Raw genomic sequence first — 20,052 nt, 5'->3', positions numbered from 1 at the left:
CGTGAGCACCACCGAATACGACAACACGGACACCCACCTCGCCATCGTCGGCCTGGCCTGCCGCTTCCCCGGCGCCGCGACACCCGAGGAGTACTGGGACAACCTGGTAGCCGGCCGGGACTGCGTGCGCCCGTTCACCGCCGAGGAGTTGGCCGAGTGGGGCCACGACCCGGCCGTGCTGGACGACCCGCGCCAGGTGCCGATGCACGGAATCGTGGACGGCATCGGGGAGTTCGACGCCGACTTCTTCCAGTTCTCCACCCGCGACGCGACGTTGCTCAACCCGCAGCACCGCCTCTTCCTGGAGTGCGCCTGGGAGGCCCTGGAGCGGGCGGGCTACGACCCGCGGGCCGTGCCCGGCACGGTCGGCGTCTACGCGGGCGCCGGGCGCAACGGCTACCCGATGCTGGTCCAGGCCCAGGCCGAGCGGTTCCCCGGAGTGGACGACCTCGCGCTCGCCATCTCCAACGAACCCGAGCACCTGGCCACCCGGGTCTCCTACAAGCTCGGCCTGACCGGCCCCAGCATGGCGGTGCTGACTGCTTGTTCGTCCTCGCTGGTCGCTGTCCACGAGGCCGGGCGGGCGCTGCTCGCCGGCGACTGCGACCTGGCCCTGGCCGGCGGGGTGACGCTGCGGCTGCCGCGCTCCGGCTACCGCCACCTGGAGGGCGGCACGATGTCGCCCGACGGCCGTTGCCGCACCTTCTCGGCGGATGCCAAGGGGATCGTGGGCGGCGACGGTGCGGGTGTCGTGGTGCTGCGCCGGCTGCAGGACGCGCTGGAGGACGGCGACCACATCCACGCCGTGATCCGCGGTTCCGCCGTGAACAACGACGGCCATGAGCGGGCGGGGTTCACCGCGCCCAGCGTCGCCGGCCAGTCCGAGGTGATCCAACTGGCGCACCTGGCAGCCGAGGTGGAACCTGGCGCCATCTCCTACGTCGAGGCACACGGCACCGGGACACCGGTCGGCGACCCCATCGAAGTCACCGCGCTGGCCCAGGCGTTCCGGGACGGCAGCGGCGACCGGCTGCCGGCCGGCTCGGTCTTGCTGGGCTCGGTCAAGACCAACATCGGCCACACCGACACCGCCGCCGGTGTGGCGGGCCTGATCAAGACCGCGCTGGCCCTGCAACACCGGATCGTGCCGCCCACCCTGCACTTCACCGCGCCCAACCCGGCGATCGACTTCACCGCCACCCCGTTCATGGTGAACACCGACGCAAGGGACTGGGTGACCGCCGGTGAGCCGCGCCGGGCCGGAGTCAGCTCCTTCGGCATCGGCGGCACCAATGCGCATGTGGTGCTCGAAGAGGCGCCGACCGTGCCCCACGTCACGGACCAGCGCGCCCAGTTGCTGGTGCTCTCCGCCCGCACGCCTGCCGCGCTCGCCGCCGCGTCCCGCCGGCTCGCCGAACACCTGTGCCAGCAGCCGCAGTTGCCACTGGCCGATGTGGCCTGGACGCTGCAGACCGGCCGCCACGCCTTCGCGCACCGGCGATACCTGGTGTGTGCCTCCGTCGCCGAGGCGGTTGCCATGCTCGACGGCGAGGTGACCAACGCTGAGCCGACCGCCCAACTCGACGAGGTCCTCGACCGGCTTGAGCAGGCCCCGGAGGCCGAACGCCCCGCGCTGCTCGAGACGGTGGGCCGGCACTGGCAACAGGGCGCCGCGGTCGACTGGGCTCGACTGCACGGCACCGCTCCCCGGTTCCGGGTGCCGCTGCCCACCTATCCGTTCGAGCGCCGCGAACTGCTGGTCCGCCCCGAGCCGTTCACCGGCCACCAGGCCGCTCCGGGGCAGACTCAGGCTCCCGCCGCTCCCGTGAGCGGCACCATCACCGAGCGCCTCTCGGTGCTCTTCACCAAGGTCCTGGGCGACGACGCCGGCAGCGACGGCGGCGCCTTCGCCGACCGCGACTTCTTCGAGCTCGGCGGCGACTCGCTGACCGCCGTACAGCTGATCTCGCTGGTCGAGGACGAGTTCGGCGTGGCGCCGGAGCTGGAAGCGGTCTTCGATTACCCCACGGTTCCCGAACTCGCCTCGGTGATCGCCGAATTGCTCGATACCCTGCACGCGACTGGGGAAGCCCTGTGACGGACACCGCTCCCCCGCCCGCCGATCGGCGGACCGCACCCGCCTCGTTCGCGCAGCGCCGGCTCTGGTTCCTCGACCACTTCACCGGCGGCAACAGTGCCTACAACCTGGTCTCCGCCCTGCGGTTGACCGGCTCCCTGGACCGCGACGCCCTGCACAGCTCACTACAGCAGCTGGTGGACCGGCACGAAAGCCTGCGCACCACCTTCGAGCTGGTGGACGGCGAACCCCGCCAGCAGATCGCCACCGACCTCAAGCTCGCCCTTCCGCTCACCGACCTGCGTGGGCTGCCCGCCGAGGAGCGCGCCGCCCGGGCCACCGCCCTCGTCGAGGCGGACGTCCTGGACGAGTTCGATCTCGCCCAGGGACCGCTGATCCGCACCAGCCTGCTCCAACTGGGTGAGCAGGACCATGTGCTGGCCGTGATCTGCCACCACACCGTGTCCGACGGCTGGTCGATGGGCAGGTTCTATCTGGAGCTCAGCGCGCTCTACGACGCCCACCGCAGCGGCGCCGCACCCGAACTCGACCAACTGCCCATGCAGTTCGGCGAGTACGCGGAACGCGAGCGGGCCGCACTGCTCGGTCCGGACGGGCAGCGGGCGCTCGCCCGGGTGCGCGACCGCCTGGCGGGTGCACCCACCGTGCTGGAGCTGCCGACCAGCCACCCGCGCCCCGCCGTCCAGGGGTTCGCAGGTGCCACCCACGACCTTCCGCTGGACGCCGAGTTGTGGCAGCGCGTGCTGAACACCGCACGGCAGCACCGGGCAACGCCGTTCATGACCCTGCTCACCGCGTTCGCCGTGCAGCTCTCCCGGCTCTCCGGCGCCCAAGATCTGGTGATCGGCAGCCCGGCGGCCGGCCGCACCAGCAGCGCCGTGGAACCGCTGATCGGCATGTTCGTCAACACGCTGCCGCTGCGCCTGGATCTGACCGGCGAGCCGAGCTTCGCCGAGCTGCTGACCCGCACCCGGCGTACGGCGCTGGCGGCGTTCGCCGACCAGGGTGTGCCGCTGGACCAGTTGGTGACGGAACTGCGGCTGGACCGCACGCCCAGTCACGACCCGCTCTTCCAGGTCATGTTCGCTCTCCAGCAGCCGCTCACCGTACCGGAGTTGGTGGGCCTGGCGGTCGCGGTGCTGCCGGTGCGGCCACCGACCACCTTCACCGACCTGTGGCTGGAGGTCCGCCCGCACGGCGACGGCGCACTGGCGACCTTCCGCTACCGCACCGAGCTGTTCGACGCACCCACCGTGGCCCGACTGGCCGAGCAGTACCGCACCCTGCTGGACGCCGCGCTCACCGCACCGCAGACCCGGGCGACGGACCTGCCACTACTCAACGAGCAGCAGACCGCGCAGGTCCTGCATGACTGGAGCCGAACCGGTGATCCGCACCCATGGGACGGACCAGTCCATGAGTTGATCGACAGTCAGATCTCTCGAACGCCCGAGCAAACCGCACTGGTCTTCGAAGGCACCGAGGTGAGCTACGCCGAACTGGCCACGCGGACCAGGCGGATCGCCGCCCGACTGGCCGAGCGGGCGCCACTGCAGCCCGGATCGGTGGTGGCGCTCTGCCTGCCGCGCGGGCTGGACCTGGTCCCGGCGATCCTGGCCGTGCTGCGATCCGGCTGCGCATACCTCCCGCTGTCGCCCGAGGACCCGCCGGAGCGGTTGACCCGGCTGCTGCAACAGTCCGGCGCGGCCCACGTGTTGACCACCACCGAACTCGCCACCGCGCTGGCGCCGGCCGGGGTCCCGGTGCTGGCAGTCGACACGCTCAACGAACCGCACGCACCCGATCCGCACGCGGCGATGCCCGAACCGGCCAAGGTCCAGCCGGACGAACTCGCCTACGTCATCCACACCTCCGGCTCCACCGGCGAGCCCAAGGCGGTCGGCGTGCCGCACCGAGGGCTGGCCAACCGGATCCGGACGCTCCAGGCCTCCCAGCAACTCACGCAAGACGACCGGGTGTTGCAGAAGACGCCGTACACCTTCGACGTCTCGGTCCAGGAGCTGCTGTGGCCCCTGACCGTCGGCGCGACCCTGGTGATCGCCGCCCCGGGCGGACACCGCGACCCGGCGTACCTGGTGGAACTGATCGAGCAGGAGGCGGTCACCACCGTGCACTTCGTGCCGCCGATGCTGGAGGCCTTCCTCGGTGAGCCCGACCTGCACCGCTGCAAGTCCCTTCAGCGGGTGCTGTGCAGCGGCCAGGCGCTGCCCGCACCGCTGGTGGAGCGCTGCCTGAGCGAGCTTCCGGTGCGGCTGACCAACTTCTACGGCCCTACCGAGGCCTCCATCGAGGTCACCGAGTGGGCCTGCCCTCCCGACCTGGCCCCCAACGCCTCGGTGCCGATCGGGCGGCCGATCCCGGGTGTTGAGGTCTACGTGCTGGACGCGGAGCTGCGCCCGGTGCCGGTCGGCGTGGCCGGCGAACTCTACCTGGGCGGCGTCGCCCTGGCCCGCGGCTACCTGAACCGCCCCGACCTGACCGCCGACCGCTTCGTCCCACACCCCTTCGCCACCAACTCCCCCGGCGCCCGCCTCTACCGCACCGGCGACCTGGTCCGCTGGCGAGCCAACGGCACCATCGACTACCTCGGCCGCAACGACCACCAACTCAAAGTCCGCGGCTTCCGAATCGAACCCGGCGAAATCGAAAACGCCCTACGCACCCAGCCCGAGGTGCGCGACGCCCTGGTGACGACCACACCGGCCGCCACCACGGGCGCCGAACCCGCGCTCACCGCCTACCTGCTGCTCGGCCAGGCCGGTGCCGACATCACGACGCTGCGCGAGCGGTTGCGTGAGCAGCTGCCCCGGCACATGGTCCCCGCCCATCTGATCGTGCTCCCCGGGTTCCCGGTCACCTCCAGCGGCAAGGTCGACCGGGCAGCCCTGCCCCTGCCCGACCACAGCGATCCTGATCAGCTTCAACTGGTCGAGCCGCGCGATGAGTTGGAGCGGACCTTGGCCGGGATCTGGGCCGAGGTGCTGGGCCGGCCCCAACTCGGCGTGAACGAGGACTTCTTCGAGATCGGCGGCGACTCGCTGAAGAGCATCCAGGTGGTCCACCGGGCCCGCGAGGCCGGACTGACGGTCAGCGTCAGCGTGCTCTTCCACCACCCGACCATCGGGGAGCTGGCCGAGCGCCTGCGGCAGGAGGGCACGGGGTGAACGGCCGCTGGCTGCTGCGGTTCCTGCCACGCCCCGACGCCCGGGTGCGGCTGCTCTGCCTGCCCGGTGCCGGTGCCGCCGCCGCGATGTACCGGGGGTGGAGCGAGCGGCTGCCGTCGAGCGTGGAGGTCTGCGCGGTGCAACTGCCCGGACGCGGCTCCCGGTTGCGCGAGCAGCCGTACACCGCGATGGATCCGCTGATCGACGCGCTGGCCGAGGCGGTGCTGGCCGAACCCGCGCTGCCGACCGTCGTCTTCGGCCACAGCCTGGGCTCGGTGATCGGCTTCGAACTCGCCGACCGGTTGCGCGACTCGGCCGCCCACGCCCCCGTCGCACTGGTCGCCGCAGCTCACCGGGCGCCCGGGCTCGGCAGTGCCGGGCTGCCCTACCACCAGCTGCCGGATGCCGAGTTGGCCGGGGTGATGACGGCGCTCGGCGGCACGCCCGAAGCGGTGCTGGCCAGGCCGGACTTGCTGCGGCTGGCGCTGCCCGCGATCCGCGCCGACTTCGCACTCGACTACGGCTACCGCTATCGCGAACGTCCGCCGCTGTCGATCCCGGTCGGCGTCTACGGCGGCCTCGCCGACACCACGTGCAGCGAGCCCGAAATCGCCGCCTGGCGCGATCACACCAGCGACAGCTTCACTCTGCGGATGCTGCCCGGCGGCCACTTCTTCCCCGCCGAACCCACCGGCCCCGCCGGCGCCGAACTCCTCACGCACCTCGGCGCCGAGTTGGCCCGACTCGGCTGAACCACAGCGGCGTCGGCCTAGCTCGGCTGAACCACAGCGGCGTCGGCCTCACTCGGCTGAGCCACAGCGGCGTTGACCTAACCCAGCTGAACCGCATTCGACGACTCAATGACCAAGGGACACCACATGTTCGAGGACGGCGACGACCGCCCGTACCTCGTGGTCCGCAACCACGAGCACCAGTACTCCGTCTGGCCGGCGGGCCGGGAGCTGCCGGCCGGCTGGGAGGACGCCGGGGTCACCGGCGACAAGGCCGCCTGCCTGGCCCACATCAAGGAGGTCTGGACGGACCTGCGCCCGCTCAGCCTGCGCCAGTCGACCACCGGCAAGGAGTGATCAGCACCATGAACACCGAACTCTGCCTCCACCAGCTCTTCGCCCGGCAGGCCGCCCACCAGCCCGACGCACCGGCGGTCCGGGACGACAAGGAGGAGTTGAGCTATCGCCAACTCGACGAGCAGTCGGACCGCTTGGCCGCACTGCTGACGCGGGAGACCGGATCGGGCCCGGCTCGGATCGGCCTGCATCTGCGGCGCGGGAATGCCGTCGTGGTCGCGATCCTGGCCGTACTGAAGGCCGGCTGCGCCTATGTGCCGCTCGACCCGACCTACCCGGCCGAGCGGGTGCAGTACATGGCCGACGACGCCGCGGTGGACCTGGTGCTGACCGACGCCGATGGCGCGGCGGCCGCACCGGCGGGCCGGCGAGTGCTCGTCATCGACTCGGCGCTCTGGACCGAGGAGACAGCGGCTTGCGACGAACTCCCCCTGGTGGCACCGGAGTCACCCGCCTATGTCATCTACACCTCCGGCTCCAGCGGCACGCCCAAGGGCGTCGAGGTCTCGCACCGCAATGTGACCGCGCTGCTGGACGCCTGCGAGCAGGTGGTGACGGCCGGGCCCGACGACGTCTGGACGCTCTTCCACTCCTACTGCTTCGACTTCTCCGTCTGGGAGTTGTGGGGCGCCCTGGCCCACGGCGGTACCTTGGTGGTGGTCTCCGCCGAGGCCGCCCGATCCCCCGAAGCACTGCTGCGACTGCTCCGCACCGAGCGGGTGACCGTGCTCAACCAGGTGCCCTCGGTCTTCCGCCACCTCTCCCGCGCCGCCACCACCACCCCGGGCGTCGAACCGCTGCCCGACCTGCGCTATGTCATCTTCGGCGGCGAGGCCGTGGATGTGGACGCGGTCCGCGAGTGGCGCCAAGCGCACGGCACCGGCGCCGAGTTCGTCAACATGTACGGCATCACCGAGACCACCGTCTTCGCCACCGGCCGACGGCTGCTCCCGGCGGAGATCGACGTGCCGGTCGGCACTCCGGTATCCGAAGGCGCCGCCGACCCCGGCCTCAACATCGGGCCGGCGCTGGACGGTTTCGAGGTGGCCGTGCTCACCGAGGACGGCCGGCCGGCCGCCGCCGGTGAGCTCGGCGAAATCTACCTGGCCGGGCCGCAGTTGGCGATCGGCTACCTCAACCGCCCCGAACTCACCGCCGAGCGCTACCCGGTGCTGACCCTGGCGGACGGCGAGCCCCGCCGCTACTACCGCAGTGGCGACCTCGCCCTGGTCCGCGCCGACGGCGTGCTCGAATACGCCGGGCGCGCCGACGACCAGGTGAAGATCAACGGCTACCGGATCGAGATCGGCGAGGTCGAGTCGGTGCTCCGAACGGCTCCGGGCGTCGGCGACCTGGTGGTGGTGCCCGCCACCAGCCGGGTCGGCGAACGGATGCTGGTCGCCTTCTTCACCGCTGGCACCGCCGGAACCGCTGAAACTGCCGGCACCGCCGAAACCCCCGCTGGCACCAGTGTCCAGGCCGATCACCTCGCCGCGCACGCCCGGGCGGCGCTGCCCGCCTTCATGGTGCCCGGTCGGTTCATCCAGGTGCCCGAACTGCCGCTCAGCCCCTCCGGAAAGACCGACAAGCGCGCCCTCGTCGACCGGTTGCGCTGACTCACCCCCGGCCAGGCTGACTCACCCCCGCCAGGAGGAACCTCATGGACCAGTCCCGCTCGCTACCGCTGTCCGTCACCCAGGAGGCGATGTGGGTGACCTGGCAGCTCGACCCCGCCAAGTGGGAGCACATCATCCCGATCGCCCTGCTGGTCGACGGTGAGCTCGAACTGCCGCGCCTGCGCACCGCCGTCACCAAGCTGCTGCACCGCCACCCCGCGCTGCGTGCCCGGGTGACGCGCGGCACCGACGGGATGTGCCTGGACTGGTCCGGCACCGCGCCGGACGCCGTGCCGGTCACCGAGCGCTTGGTGACCGGCACCCGCGAAGAGGAACTCGCAGCAGCCCAGCGGCCGTTCGACCTGGCCGCCGGCCCACTGGCCCGGTTCGAGGTGCTGACCGGCCCGGACTGGACGGTGCTGCTGGTCACCGTGCACCACATCACCATGGACGGCACCTCGCAGCCGCTGCTCCTGGACGACCTGCGCCGGGCCTACGCGGGCGAGGAGTTGGCTCCTGCGGACGACCTCGCACCGCTGGTCGAGCACGCCCGCCGCTCCCGCGCGGCCGCCGACGAGGAGAGTGGCGAGCCACTGCGGGCCTACTGGCGCGAGGCGCTGGCCGAGCTGCCGCCGGCCCGCCCGTTGCCCACCACCTCAACCGAATTGCTGCCCGCCCGCCCCCTGACAGCGAGCCCGGCCGACACCGTCGCCCATCCCTATCCGCTCACCGTGGATGCCGAGTTGACTCGCCGGCTGCGCCAACTGGCCAGGGACACCGCCACCTCCTACTTCACCGTGCTACTCGGCGCACTCTTCGTCACGCTGCACCACCACACCGGCAGCGCCGACCTGATCGTTTCGGCTCCCTACCACGGCCGGTCCACCGAGGAGTTGAGGGGACGGGTCGGCTTCTTCGTCAACGTGCTGCCGTTCCGCCAGCGGATCCGTCCCACCGACCGCTACACCGACCTGCTGCGCGAGTTGCGCACCACCATCCGGGCCGGCCTGCGCCACGGCGACCTGCCGCTACCGGCCATTCTGCGCAGCGCCGGCCTGCTGGGCCCCGACGGCCGCCGGCAAACCCACCAAGCGGTCTTGCAGTACTGGGACTCGGCTGCCGACAACGGCCTGGACGTCTTCGACTTCAAGCTGGCCGGTGAGCGCGGTAGTTGCTCGGTGCGCATGCTCGACCCGATGGACGTGCCCGACTACCGCCTCACCGTGATGCTGACCAAGGGCAGCAACGGCACCCGGCTGCTGTGGAAGGACGCGGACGGCTCGGTCGGCGCCACCACGACCACTGCTCTGACCCGGGACTACCTGACCGTGCTCGCCGACATGGCCGCCGTGCCGGACCGCACACTGGCCGAGGCGGCCGCCCTGCTGCCGGCCGTCCAGGCGACACCCGATTCCCCAAACAACGCCACGACCAAGCAAGATGCGCCGACGGCCTCCCCCGCCACCCTCGCCGAGGTCGGCGCGGCCTGGACCGAGGTGCTGCGCGTGCCCGACCTGCTGCCGGAGGACTCGTTCTTCGAACTCGGCGGCCACTCACTGATCGCGGCCACCCTGCTGGCCCGGATCAACGACCGCCTGGGCGTGGAGCTCACCGTCCGCGACCTGTTCGACCACCCGCGACTCGGTGCACTGGCCGCAGTCGTCGACCAGCAGCGCGCAGCCGCCTCCGCAGCATCCCTCAAGCGCTCCGACGCCGACGACACCGACGACGCTGGCGCCGCCGCCGCTGCCGCTGCCGCTGCCGCTGCCGACGACCACGACCACGACCACGCAAGCCAGGACTCCACCACCCTCCCCGCCAGCCGGTTCCAGGAGGGCATCTGGCTCGCCGAACGCCTCGACCCGACTCATGCGCGCTACCACATCCCGCTCTCCTGGCGGGTGCGCGGCGAGTTGGAGCCGGCCCGGTTGCGCACCGCGCTCGCCCGCCTCACCGCCCGGCACGAGATCCTGCGCACCCGATTCACCGACCAGGACGGCCGACTGGTCCAGGAGATCGGGGCACCGTGGGAACCCGAGCTCACGGTGGTGAACGCCGACCACCCCGACCGGCTCACCGACTGGTTCGAGGAGGCCGCCACCGACTTCAGCCCGGCGGCCGGGCGCCTCCTCGCCGCAGGCCTGTTCACCCTGCCGGACGGCGAGCGGATCCTCGCCCTCTGCGTTCACCACCTGGTACTCGACGGCGAGTCGGTGCCGTTGCTCTTGACCGAGTTGGACCGCTGCTACCGGCAGGACCTGCTCTCCCCCACCAGCCAGTACCGGGAGTTGCTGCACGCCCAGCAGTCCGACGCCGGCCGCGAGCGAGCGGCGGCCGACCTGGCCTACTGGTCCACCGCCCTCACCGGCGCTCCCAGCACCCTCGGGCCGCTCTCCCCCAAGCCGGACCCGCTCGTGCCTGCGACCCCCTCCGGCAGCGTCGCCCTGCCACTCGCCACCGATCTGACCCAGCGCTTGAAGCCAGTCCAGGAGGCCGCCCAGGCTTCCCAGTTCATCGTGCTCGCCACGGCGCTCGCCGCCGCCCTGCACCGCTGGTCGGGCCAGGCGGACCTCACCTTCGGTGTCCCGGTCGCCGACCGGGCCGGCGGCGACTACAGCGCAGTGCTCGGCCCGTGCCTCAACACCGTGGTGCTCCGCTCCCATTGCGCACCCGACACCACGCTGGGCGACCTGTTGCACGCCACCCGGGAACAGGTGATCGACGCCTTCGAGCACCGGAGCGCGCCGTTCGACGAGCTGGTCCGCCGCCTGCGGCCCGCCCGCACCGCAGGCCGCACGCCCTACCTCGACTGCCTGCTCAACAGCGTGGGCACCACCGCCTGGTCCACCACGCTCGGTGAGGCAGAACTCACCTCACTCGACCATGAGTTGCGGGAGGAGGCGGCCAACAAGTTCGGCCTGACGGTCACCTTCAGCCGCCACGCGGACGCCCTGCTCGGCACCCTCGCCTACCGGAGTGGCTTCCTCCACACCGACGCCGCCGCCGAGTTGGCCACCGACCTGGCCGGCTTGCTGAACCACTTCCACGACCTCTCCGGCGAGCCCGTGTTCACCCTCCGCCGCACCGAAACGAGCTGAACCCCCTATGAGCCCTACAAGCGCCACAATCCCCACGAGTCCCATCCACCCCTTCCGCTTCGGCGTCAACCTGGTCCCGTCATCCAACGGCCCGTCCTGGCCTGAGACTTGCCGCACCGCGGAGCGCCTCGGCTATGACGTGATCGCCGTCCCCGACCACCTCGGCGTGCACTCACCGTTCCTCGCCATGATGGCTGCGGCCGCCGCCACCGAGCACGTGCAGCTGACCACCTTCGTCCTCAACAGCGCCTTCTGGAACCCGGTTCTGCTCGCCCGCGACCTGCTCACCGCCCACGAGCTGACCGGCGGCCGGGTGGAGGCGGGCCTCGGCACCGGCTACGTCCGCGCCGAGTTCGACACGGCCGGCCTGGAGTGGGGCACCGCCGCCACCCGGGTCAACCGCCTGGCCGACACCGCGACCAGCCTGCGCGCCCTGCTCGCCGACCCGCGCGCCCTCGGCTTCCCGACGCCAGCCACCCCACCGCCGCTGCTGATCGGCGGCAACGGCGACCGCGTGCTGCGCCTCGCCGCCCGCCACGCCGACATCGTCTCCTTCTCCGGCGCCACCCTCGCCCCCAACTCCGCCCGTGGCACCCTGCGCCTCATCGACGCCGACGCCATGGACGAGCGGGTCGCCTACTTCACCACCCACGCGGGTCCCCGTGCCGCCACTGTTGAGCGCAACACCCTGGTGCAGACGGTAGTGGTCACCGACGACCGCCGCTCGGCCGCCCACACCATGCGCAGCCGCCTCCCCTACCTCACCGCCGACCAGATCCTCGAAGTCCCCACCCTCCTGGTCGGCACCCCAGCCCAGATCGCCGACACCCTGCTGGCCCGCCGCGAGCGCTACGGTATCTCCTACGTCTGCGTCCAGGAACGGGACATGACGGCGTTCGCGCCGGTCATCGAGCAACTCGCGGATGCCCGCACCTGATCACGGCACCCGCGCGAACTCCACCAACCCGGTCAACCGCAACCCGAGCCAGCGATCGCCCAGGAGCAGATAGACGACATCCGGCGCGGCGACGCTGAGCCCGGTCGCCCGCCCGGGGAGAGGCACGGTCAGCGGCCACCGCTCCGGGAACGAGGGGTTCCAGACCCGGAGGTTTCCGTCACTGCTGGTGGCAACGATCAGGTCGTGCCCGCCGACACGCAGCGTGGCCCAGTGGTCGAAGGGCCCGCTGCTGTCGCCGAGGACGGTCGGCTGCCAGTAGCCGGTCGGGCTCACCGCGATGCCCTCGGAGTCGGGCGCTGCCAGCGCGTACCGGCCACTGGAGAGCTTCACACCCAGCGGGGGGAGGGTGGTCTGCGCCGGCAGCACGATCCACTCGGGCTCTTCGCCGAGATCCTCGTCATCCATCGGCTCCGGTTGGTCCTCCTGGACGGCAGACACCTGTTGGTCCTCCTCGAAGGCAGGGACGACCTGGTCCTCCTGAAACGCGAAGACGTAGATGCCGTCCTCCCCCATCGGGAAGGCGAGCAGCACGGTGCCGTCCTCCCGAACGACGGGCACGGGCACGGGTAGCCCGGCCGCGGCTGCGTCGTCTCCGATGACGGACACGGGCAGCAGGTCCTGGGCTGACAGGCTGGTGTGCCACTTGCCGTACCGCTCCCACACGAACACGTCGATCTGCCCCACGTGCACGTAGCTGACCACCAGGACGGCGACCCGCCAGTCGTCCACAAAGGTCGTCACAGACCGTACGTCGCCGCCCTTCCCGGCCGCGAGGGCCTCCAGCAGTTCGGGGTCGACAGGCTCGCCCGGGCGCGCGTCGTAGCAGGCGAAGCCGCGCTCGCCGGCCGCGAAGACCAGTGGGACGCCCTGCGGGGTCGTCAGGGCGGCGATCGCCCTGAGGTCCGCGGGCGCGTCGTCGAGTGGTCGCGTCCTCCCGGTGTCCGGCTCCAGCAGGTGCAGTTCCCCGGACCAGTCCATGGCCAGCCGCCACTCGTCGACGGCCACCCGGACCGCGCACAGCCGGCGGACTCGGCGGCCGTCCTGGGCCAGCGGCTGGGGCGGTCCCGCGAGGGCCGGATGCCAGATCCGGAGCATCCCGTCCCAACCACCCGAGGTGATCAGCGGGACGTGTCCGGCTGACGTGATCGACACCAGCGCATAGGTGCAGTCGGCGCCTTCCAGCCCGGCGGCCGAGTCGCGCAGGTCGAGGTCGGCGGCGCCGCTCGGCGCGCGGACGCTGGCCGCGTCCTCGACCTCCGGATCGATCCTGCTGTCGAACAGTCGCCTCAGGGTGCCTTTGAGCGGGTCGACGAGCGCGATCCGCGGCTCGGTGCCGGCGACCGCGAGCTCCGGGAGGCCGTCGGCCCTGAAGGGGCCGTCAGCCCTGAAGCGGCCGTCAGCCCGGCCGAGACCGTCGGCCCCGCGAACGCAGGTCAGCGACCGGATGGCGCCGACCCTGCCCGGCCAGGCCGCCGCGGGGCGAAGGGCGCCGAGGTCCCACGCCCGCACCATGCCGTCCTCCGATCCCGATGCGGCGTAGTGGCGGCCGCGGATCGTGCCGAGGTCCGCGAGCGCGTGCACCGGGGCGGTGTGACCGTAGAGCCGGGCGGTCAGCCGACCGGTGTCCAGGTCCCACACCCGCACGGTGCAGTCCGCACCGCCCGACAGCAGCAGCCGCTCGCCGGCCGTCGAGCGGCAGAAGGTCAGCGCGGTCACGTAGCCGAGGTGGTCGGGCGGAAGGGAGTGGCTGCTCCAGTCGCGCGGGTTCCACAGCCAGATCCGGCGGTCCTTCCCGGAGGAGGCGAGCATGGCGGGCCAGCCCGGCTCGGAGTCGGCGGCCGCCAGGCAGAGCACCCGGCCGGCGTGCCCGCGCAGCAGGGCGACCGGTGTGCCGTCCGGAACGGACCACACGTGGATCACCGATCCGGCCGCTGCCGCGAGCAGCTGACGCCCTCGGGCGTCTTTGAAGCAGGCCATCGCGGTGACCGTCGCCTCCGCTCCGACCAGGACCAGCACGGTCTCCCCGGTGTCGGTGTCCCAGATCCTGATCCTGCTGTCACCGCCGGCCGACGCGAGCAGCTCCCGGCCGTCCGGCAGCCGCAGCCGTGCCAGGGCGGTGACCGGGCCGTAGTGGCCGCGCAGGCTGATGCTGAAGTCGCGTGGCGGGGCCGAGCCCGCCACGACGGTCACCGGAACCGCCGTCCGCCCGCCCAGCAGGGGCAGCAGCTCGGGTTCGTTGGTCATCGCGGTCATCTGCAGCAGTCGCAGCCGCTGCTCGGGTGCCAGTCCCTGGAGCCGGTGCGCCACCCGCAGGTAGAGCCGCACCGCGGGCAGTTCGAACCGGTCGGGGAGGGTCAGCAGGGCGCCGGCCGTGCGGGCCGGGTCGGTGTGGGTCAGGAAGCCGCGGTCGCGGACCAGTTGGGGCAGCAAGCCGGCGGCGCGCCCGTGTGCCGCGAGGTGCTGGTGGAGGTACGGATTGGCGTTCGCCCAGGAGTTCGGACCGTCAGTGCTCTTCGGACCGTCAGTGCTCTTCGGGCCGTCAGTGCTCTTCGGGCCGTCGGTGAGCACCCCCGCCAGCAGGGCGCGGGTGATGCGCAGTTGGGCGTCGTCGGGGGTGCGGCGGCGGAAGTAGTCGGTGAGCGACTGGTGGTAGAGGCGGTAGACGGTCTGGCCCGACTCACCGGACTCCACCAGGTAGAACCCGGCCTGTCGGAGCAGCCAGGCGATGTCCTCGTCGCCGTACGAACGGCCGCTCAGCGCCAGCGCGGTGGCCATCCTGGGCCAGACGTCGCGGCGCGGCAGCCCGGCCCCCTCGGCCCAGGCGAGCGGACGCAGCAGGTCGATCACCCGCCACGCCTCGGGGAAGCGGCGGAACTCGCCGTCCAGCAGGCTCTCGACGGTGACGTACTTCTGCCAGCCGCCGTCCGAGTCGGCCGACAGCGGGACGGCCCCGGAGGCCAGCATCCGGGTGGCCAGCCGGGCGTAGAGGAAGGCCCCGGCGCTGGCCCGCGCGACGATCCCTGCCCAGCGCTCGGCGGTGCCGTCGTCCGCCGCCAACTGCGGGTTCCCGGCGCCGCGCAGGCGCCTGAGCGCATAGGCGGTCAGGTCCTGCTCGCTCTGCGGTTCGTTGTCCAGGACGGCGACCTCGTCCGGAGCGAGCGGCTGCAGCAGCCCGCCGAGCAGGCGCGGCTGACCGTCCGAGGAGGTCAGCCCGGCCAGGCCCGGCCGGGTGCCGACCAGCAGCCGGACTCCGGGGAGGTCCGCGAGCGGCCGCAGCAGGTCGGCCGCGATCAGCATGGCCTCCGAGGGCGCCGCCTCGTCGAGGCCGTCCACCACCAGCACGATCCGCCGTCCCAGCTCGCCGACGGCGTGGACGACGTCGACCGCCCGCAGCCGGCCGGGATTCGCGGGCATCGGCAGCTTCAGCGCCTCGGTGACGGTGAGCAGCACGTCCTGCAGCGTCTTGTTGCGGCAGACCAGCGCCATGTCGACAGACCCGAGCACCGGCAGCAGGGTGTCGGGGGTGTCCGCGAGCGCCCCTTCCCGCTCGGCGACGGCCCGCAGCGCGGGCACCGACAGGGTGGCGATCCGCCCGAGCAGCGCGGACTTGCCGGTGCCCGGTGAGCCGGTGACGGCGAAGAGTCCGCGCTCCGCGGTCGCCAACCAGCCGAGGACGCGCCGCAGCAGCCGTGCCCGCCCGCAGAAGTACCAGCCGGTCTCGCCGACTTCGATGCCGCGCGCCGAGAGCACCAGGTGCTGGTCCACGTCGCCGGCGCGAAGTCGCCGCTGCCGCTTGGTCTCCACGTCCTCGTCCGGGATCCGGGCTCCCGGGTGCAGGGGGTTGCGCAGCGTCGGCACCGGAGCTCCGACCGCATGGTAGGAGGTCGCGCCGTCGCGGACGGCCAGCTTCTGGGACAGCGCCCTGGCCAGGTCGTCGGAGCGGATCACCTCGTCGTGTTCGGTCCACCGCCGGTCGTCGGGGCCGCGGCGCAGCACCTGGTCCAGCGCCTCGGCGAAGACGCCCTCCTCGACGCTCTCGTAGCCGCAGGCCGAGGCGATCACCGAGAACCGGCGGTCGGGAAAAGCGCTGCTGGTGTGGCTGACCACCTCGCCGATGGTGGCGGCGATCTGAGCGGCCGCCACACCGCTCGCGCAGCAGTCGACCAGGAAGAGCACCTGGGTGAAGTCCGCCTGCGCCAGCAGCCGGGCCAGTTGCTCGGTCGGCACCGCGTTGTAGGAACTCAGGCCGGTGGCGGGAGAGTCCGCGGTGACCAGGAAGTGCAGGCCCGCGTCCACCGAGCCGTGGCCCGTCCAGTAGAGCACCAACTGCTCGCCGGAGCCGCGCCATCGACCCAGTCGGTCGCTGATCTCCCGGCACGGTCCGCCGGTGGCCAGTTCGGCCAGCTCCTGCTGGTGGCCGATGGACCGCAGCAGCTCTGCGACCCGGCCGACGCTCTCGGGCACCCGGGTCAGCTTGCGCCACCGCCGGTCCTGGTAGCTGCTCATGCCGATCGTGACGAACCGAGCGTCCCCCGGCATCACTCGCACCACACCACGTCGCCGTGTCCTCCCACCGGCGCTGCTGACCGGCTCGCCGATGTGACAGGATCGGTCCTCCCGAACGGGCCTACTGTACGGCCTGCGGGGTGCTGGGGGAGCCGTGACCAAGGCATCGGTGGCCGACCTGATCGTGGTGCTGCCCGGGATCATGGGCAGTGTGCTGGTCCGGGACGGCCGTCAGGTGTGGAACAGCCGCATCGCCGTGATGGGCCGCCACGCGCTGCGCGGGATGCGCGACTTGGGCGACCTCGCGCTGCCGCCCGGGATCGGCGACGGGGACCCGCAGGACGGGGTCGAGGCGGTCGCGCTCCTCCCCGGTCTGCACATCCTGCCCGGGGTGTCCGCGATCGACGGCTACGCCGGCCTGCTCGACTTCCTGAACCGGCGTTTCGACTTCTCCGGCGGCAACCTGCTGCCCTTCCCGTACGACTGGCGGCTCTCGGTGCGCCGCAACGCCCACCGGTTGGACCGCGCGGTCTCGGGCGCGCTGGCCCGCTGGCGCGAGCGGAGCGGCAACGCCGGGGCCAGGACCGTACTTCTCGCCCACTCGATGGGCGGCCTGGTGGCCGGCTACTACCTGGACGTGCTCGGCGGCCACGCCGACGCGCGGGCTCTGATCACCCTGGGGACGCCGTTCCGCGGCTCGCTCAACGCGCTCGCGGTGCTGAACGCGGGCGTGCTGCCCGGTCTCGGCGGGCTCGCCGAACCGGTCACCCGGCTGGCCCGCTCCCTCCCCTCACTCCACCAACTGCTCCCCGACTGGCGCTGCATGGCCGCGGCGGACGGTGCGCGCGTCGGCCTCGACCACATCGAACTTCCCGGCGCGGACCCGGTGTTGGCAGCCGACGCGCGCCGCTTGCGAGCCGAGTTGGCGGCCGCCGCAAACGATGCCTACCAGGTGCACGTCTTCGGCGGCTACCGGCAGCCCACCCGCCAGAGCGCCGCCCTGGGGCCGGACGGTGCACGGTATCTGACGAACCGCCACCTCGATGGCGTGGACCGGGACGGCGACGGGACCGTCCCGCGCTTCTCCTGCTTCCCCAGCCGGCTCGCCGACGACTCCTCGGTGCGTTACTTCGCCCAGCAGCACGGCTCCTTGCAGAACCACCCCGCACTGCTGAACCAGATCGAGGCGATCCTGACCGCCCAGCAGCCGCGGAGCTTCCTCGACGGCGGGCTCGAACTCTCCCTCGACCTGCCCGAGGCGGTGTCCGACGCCCGCTGCCCCGTGCGGGTCATCGCGGACGACGAGCGGCTGTCCCTGGGCGTCACCGCCGAGGACGTGGAGAGCGGCGACCGCACGGGCCCGCGCGGCCTGCGCCACCGTAGTGACGGCCACTACTCCACCACCATCGAGCTGCCCGCCCCCGGCACCTGGCGCATCACCGTCGCCGACCTGGCCAACCCCGCCGGCCACTCGATCACCGGATTCGTCCAGCACGTCCCGCTCGCCTAGCGCGGACGGACCGTCCGAGGAGTTCCCACGAGCTCCGCCGGCCCGGTCGCGGCTCACCCGAACGACGCAACCTCCCCCGAACACGACCCGTGCGCCCCTGACAGCAGCGCCCCGCCGGCGCATACTGCACCGGACAACTCCCCGCGCCCGCCGCGCCCGCGAAGACCTGGTGGTGTCCATGGCCCCGCAGTCCATGTCCCCGCAGTCCACCGTCCACAGCGTGACCTACGACCTGCTGCGCACCCTCGGCCTGACCACGGTCTTCGGCAACCCGGGTTCGACTGAGGAGCCGTTCCTCCAGGACTTCCCCGACGACTTCAGCTATGTGCTGGCGCTCCAGGAGGCCTCCGTCATCGCCATGGCCGACGCCTTCGCCCAGGTCACCGGGCGTCCGGCGCTGGTGAACGTGCACTCCTCGGCGGGGCTGGGCAACGCTCTGGGCAACCTGGTGACCGCCTACCACGGCAACACCCCGCTGATCGTCACCTCCGGGCAGCAGCACCGCGAGATGCTCATCGGCGAGCCCTACCTGGCCAATCGGGACGCGACCTTGTTCCCCAGGCCATGGGTGAAGTGGTCGTACGAGCCGGCCCGCGCCGAGGACGTGCCGGAGGCCTTCATGCGGGCCTATGCGATGGCGCTGCAGCCGCCGGCGGGGCCGGTCCACCTGTCGATTCCGCTCGACGACTGGCAGCGGCCGCTGGCCGGCCCCGCCCGGCTGCGCGGCGTCAGCGAGCGGGTGCTGCCGGACGAGCGGCGGCTGCGGCTGTTCGCCGACCGGATCTCGGCCAGCAGCCGGCCCGCCCTGGTCTTCGGACCGGAGGTGGACCGCGGCGGCGGCTGGGACGCGGCGGTCGCCCTGGCCGAGCGGCTGCGCGCGGCCGTGTACGGGGCGCCGCTGCTGGACCGCGCCTCCTTCCCCGAGGACCATCCGCTGTTCTGCGGTCCGCTCGGGATCTCCATCAAGGAGATCGGGGACCGGATGGCCGGCCACGACCTGGTCGTGGTGATCGGCGGCGAGGTGTTCCGGTACTACCCGTACGTTCCCGGCGACTACCTCCCGGCCGGCACGAGCCTGCTGCAGATCACCGGCGACCCCGACGTGGCCGCGGCCGCGCGGATGGGTGACAGCCTGCTCGGCGACCCGAAGGCCGCCATCGACCTGCTGCTCGAACAGGTCGCCGACGGGTCCGCACGCAGCGCGCCCGTGCCGATGGCCAGGCCCCGCCGGCTCCCGTCGACACCGAGCAGCCCGCTCACCCCGCCGGAGGTCTACGCCGCGCTCAGCCGGGTCAGGCCGCCCGACGCGGTGATCGTCAACGAGTCGACGTCGACCATGCCCCAGCAGTTGGAGTGGCTTCCGACGGTGAGGTCCGGCTCGTTCTTCGCCACGGCCAGCGGCGGCATCGGCTGGGCCACCCCGGCGGCCGTCGGGGTCGCGCTGGCCGATCGCGCCAGGGGCGTCTCCCGCCCCGTCATCGGCCTGATCGGCGACGGCTCGTTCCAGTACTCCGTACAGGCCATCTGGACGGCCGCCCAGCACCGACTGCCGATCGTCTACGTGGTGATGCGCAACGGGGAGTACTCGATCCTCAAGTCCTTCGCGGAGCTTGAGCAGACGCCGGGCGTGCCGGGGCTGGACCTGCCCGGCCTCGACATCGCCTCGCTGGCCCGCGGCTTCGGCTGCCACGCGGTCAACGTCGACAGCGCCAAGGGCTTGGAGGACGAGTTCACCCAGGCCTTGGCCGCCGACGGGCCCACGGTGCTCGTGGTCGCCACCCAGCCCCAGAACGCGGGGCTCTGAGCCGCCCCTGGCTCAGGGGGTGAGCAGCCCGCGCTGGTACGCCTTGACGAGGTTGCGCGGGACGAGGTGCTCGCGCCCGTCGATGGTGAGGGGGACGAGCTGCGGGGCGGCGGCCTTCCACTGGGCCCGGCGGTGCCGGGTGTTGCTGCGGGAGGTCTTGCGCTTGGGGACGGCCATGGGGCAACTCCT

The 20,052-nt window shown here is 72.2% G+C and carries 11 protein-coding genes; 9 read left to right on the top strand and 2 right to left on the bottom strand.

Annotated features, from left to right (window positions below; genetic code table 11):
- The first annotated feature begins 1 nt into the window (after position 1).
- The 7 genes from P3T35_RS32765 (at position 2) to P3T35_RS32735 (ending at position 12,022) form a co-directional block, all read left to right on the top strand.
- Positions 2–2,098 carry a beta-ketoacyl synthase N-terminal-like domain-containing protein gene (locus P3T35_RS32765; protein WP_101383255.1) on the top strand — a complete coding sequence of 699 codons (2,097 nt, stop codon included), beginning with the start codon at positions 2–4 and terminating at the stop codon, positions 2,096–2,098.
- Positions 2,095–5,283 (top strand): non-ribosomal peptide synthetase, encoded by a 3,189-nt coding sequence (locus tag P3T35_RS32760; protein ID WP_101383254.1) that lies wholly within the window; start codon positions 2,095–2,097, stop codon positions 5,281–5,283. The genes P3T35_RS32765 and P3T35_RS32760 overlap by 4 nt, the downstream gene beginning before the upstream one ends.
- A complete protein-coding gene (locus P3T35_RS32755) occupies positions 5,280–6,035 on the top strand; it encodes a thioesterase domain-containing protein (RefSeq protein ID WP_101383253.1) in 756 nt (251 codons plus the stop codon). Before P3T35_RS32760 ends, P3T35_RS32755 begins: the two co-directional genes overlap by 4 nt.
- Before the next feature lie 108 nt (positions 6,036–6,143).
- Positions 6,144–6,371: an MbtH family protein gene (locus P3T35_RS32750; protein ID WP_280708846.1), complete on the top strand. Its 228-nt coding sequence runs from the start codon at positions 6,144–6,146 to the stop codon at positions 6,369–6,371.
- Positions 6,372–6,379: 8 nt separating this feature from the next.
- Entirely contained in the window at positions 6,380–7,987 is a 1,608-nt protein-coding gene (locus P3T35_RS32745; protein WP_101383251.1) for an amino acid adenylation domain-containing protein, read from the top strand.
- A gap of 44 nt (positions 7,988–8,031) precedes the next feature.
- Positions 8,032–11,085 carry a condensation domain-containing protein gene (locus P3T35_RS32740; protein ID WP_101383250.1) on the top strand — a complete coding sequence of 1,018 codons (3,054 nt, stop codon included), beginning with the start codon at positions 8,032–8,034 and terminating at the stop codon, positions 11,083–11,085.
- A 7-nt stretch (positions 11,086–11,092) separates the two neighbouring features.
- Entirely contained in the window at positions 11,093–12,022 is a 930-nt protein-coding gene (locus tag P3T35_RS32735) for a TIGR03621 family F420-dependent LLM class oxidoreductase (protein ID WP_101383249.1), read from the top strand.
- On the opposite strand, the gene P3T35_RS32730 is transcribed toward P3T35_RS32735, so the two are convergent.
- On the bottom strand, positions 12,023–16,582 hold the full coding sequence (locus tag P3T35_RS32730) for a WD40 repeat domain-containing protein (RefSeq protein ID WP_101383248.1): 4,560 nt from the start codon (positions 16,580–16,582) through the stop codon (positions 12,023–12,025).
- A 121-nt stretch (positions 16,583–16,703) separates the two neighbouring features.
- Here P3T35_RS32730 and P3T35_RS32725 point away from each other — a divergent pair, with 121 nt between their 5' ends.
- Positions 16,704–18,059: a hypothetical protein gene (locus tag P3T35_RS32725; RefSeq protein ID WP_101383247.1), complete on the top strand. Its 1,356-nt coding sequence runs from the start codon at positions 16,704–16,706 to the stop codon at positions 18,057–18,059.
- Positions 18,060–18,237: 178 nt separating this feature from the next.
- Positions 18,238–19,863 carry a benzoylformate decarboxylase gene (gene mdlC, locus P3T35_RS32720; RefSeq protein WP_280708839.1) on the top strand — a complete coding sequence of 542 codons (1,626 nt, stop codon included), beginning with the start codon at positions 18,238–18,240 and terminating at the stop codon, positions 19,861–19,863.
- 12 nt (positions 19,864–19,875) lie between these two features.
- On the opposite strand, the gene rpmF is transcribed toward mdlC, so the two are convergent.
- The gene (rpmF, locus tag P3T35_RS32715; RefSeq protein ID WP_101383246.1) at positions 19,876–20,040 is read right to left on the bottom strand and encodes a 50S ribosomal protein L32; all 165 of its coding nucleotides are present in this window, start codon (positions 20,038–20,040) and stop codon (positions 19,876–19,878) included.
- Between the last annotated feature and the right edge of the window lie 12 nt (positions 20,041–20,052).

The sequence above is a fragment of the Kitasatospora sp. GP30 genome, assembly GCF_029892145.1.
GTDB lineage: Bacteria > Actinomycetota > Actinomycetes > Streptomycetales > Streptomycetaceae > Kitasatospora > Kitasatospora acidiphila.
This window is presented reverse-complemented; position numbering and strand designations above follow the sequence as displayed.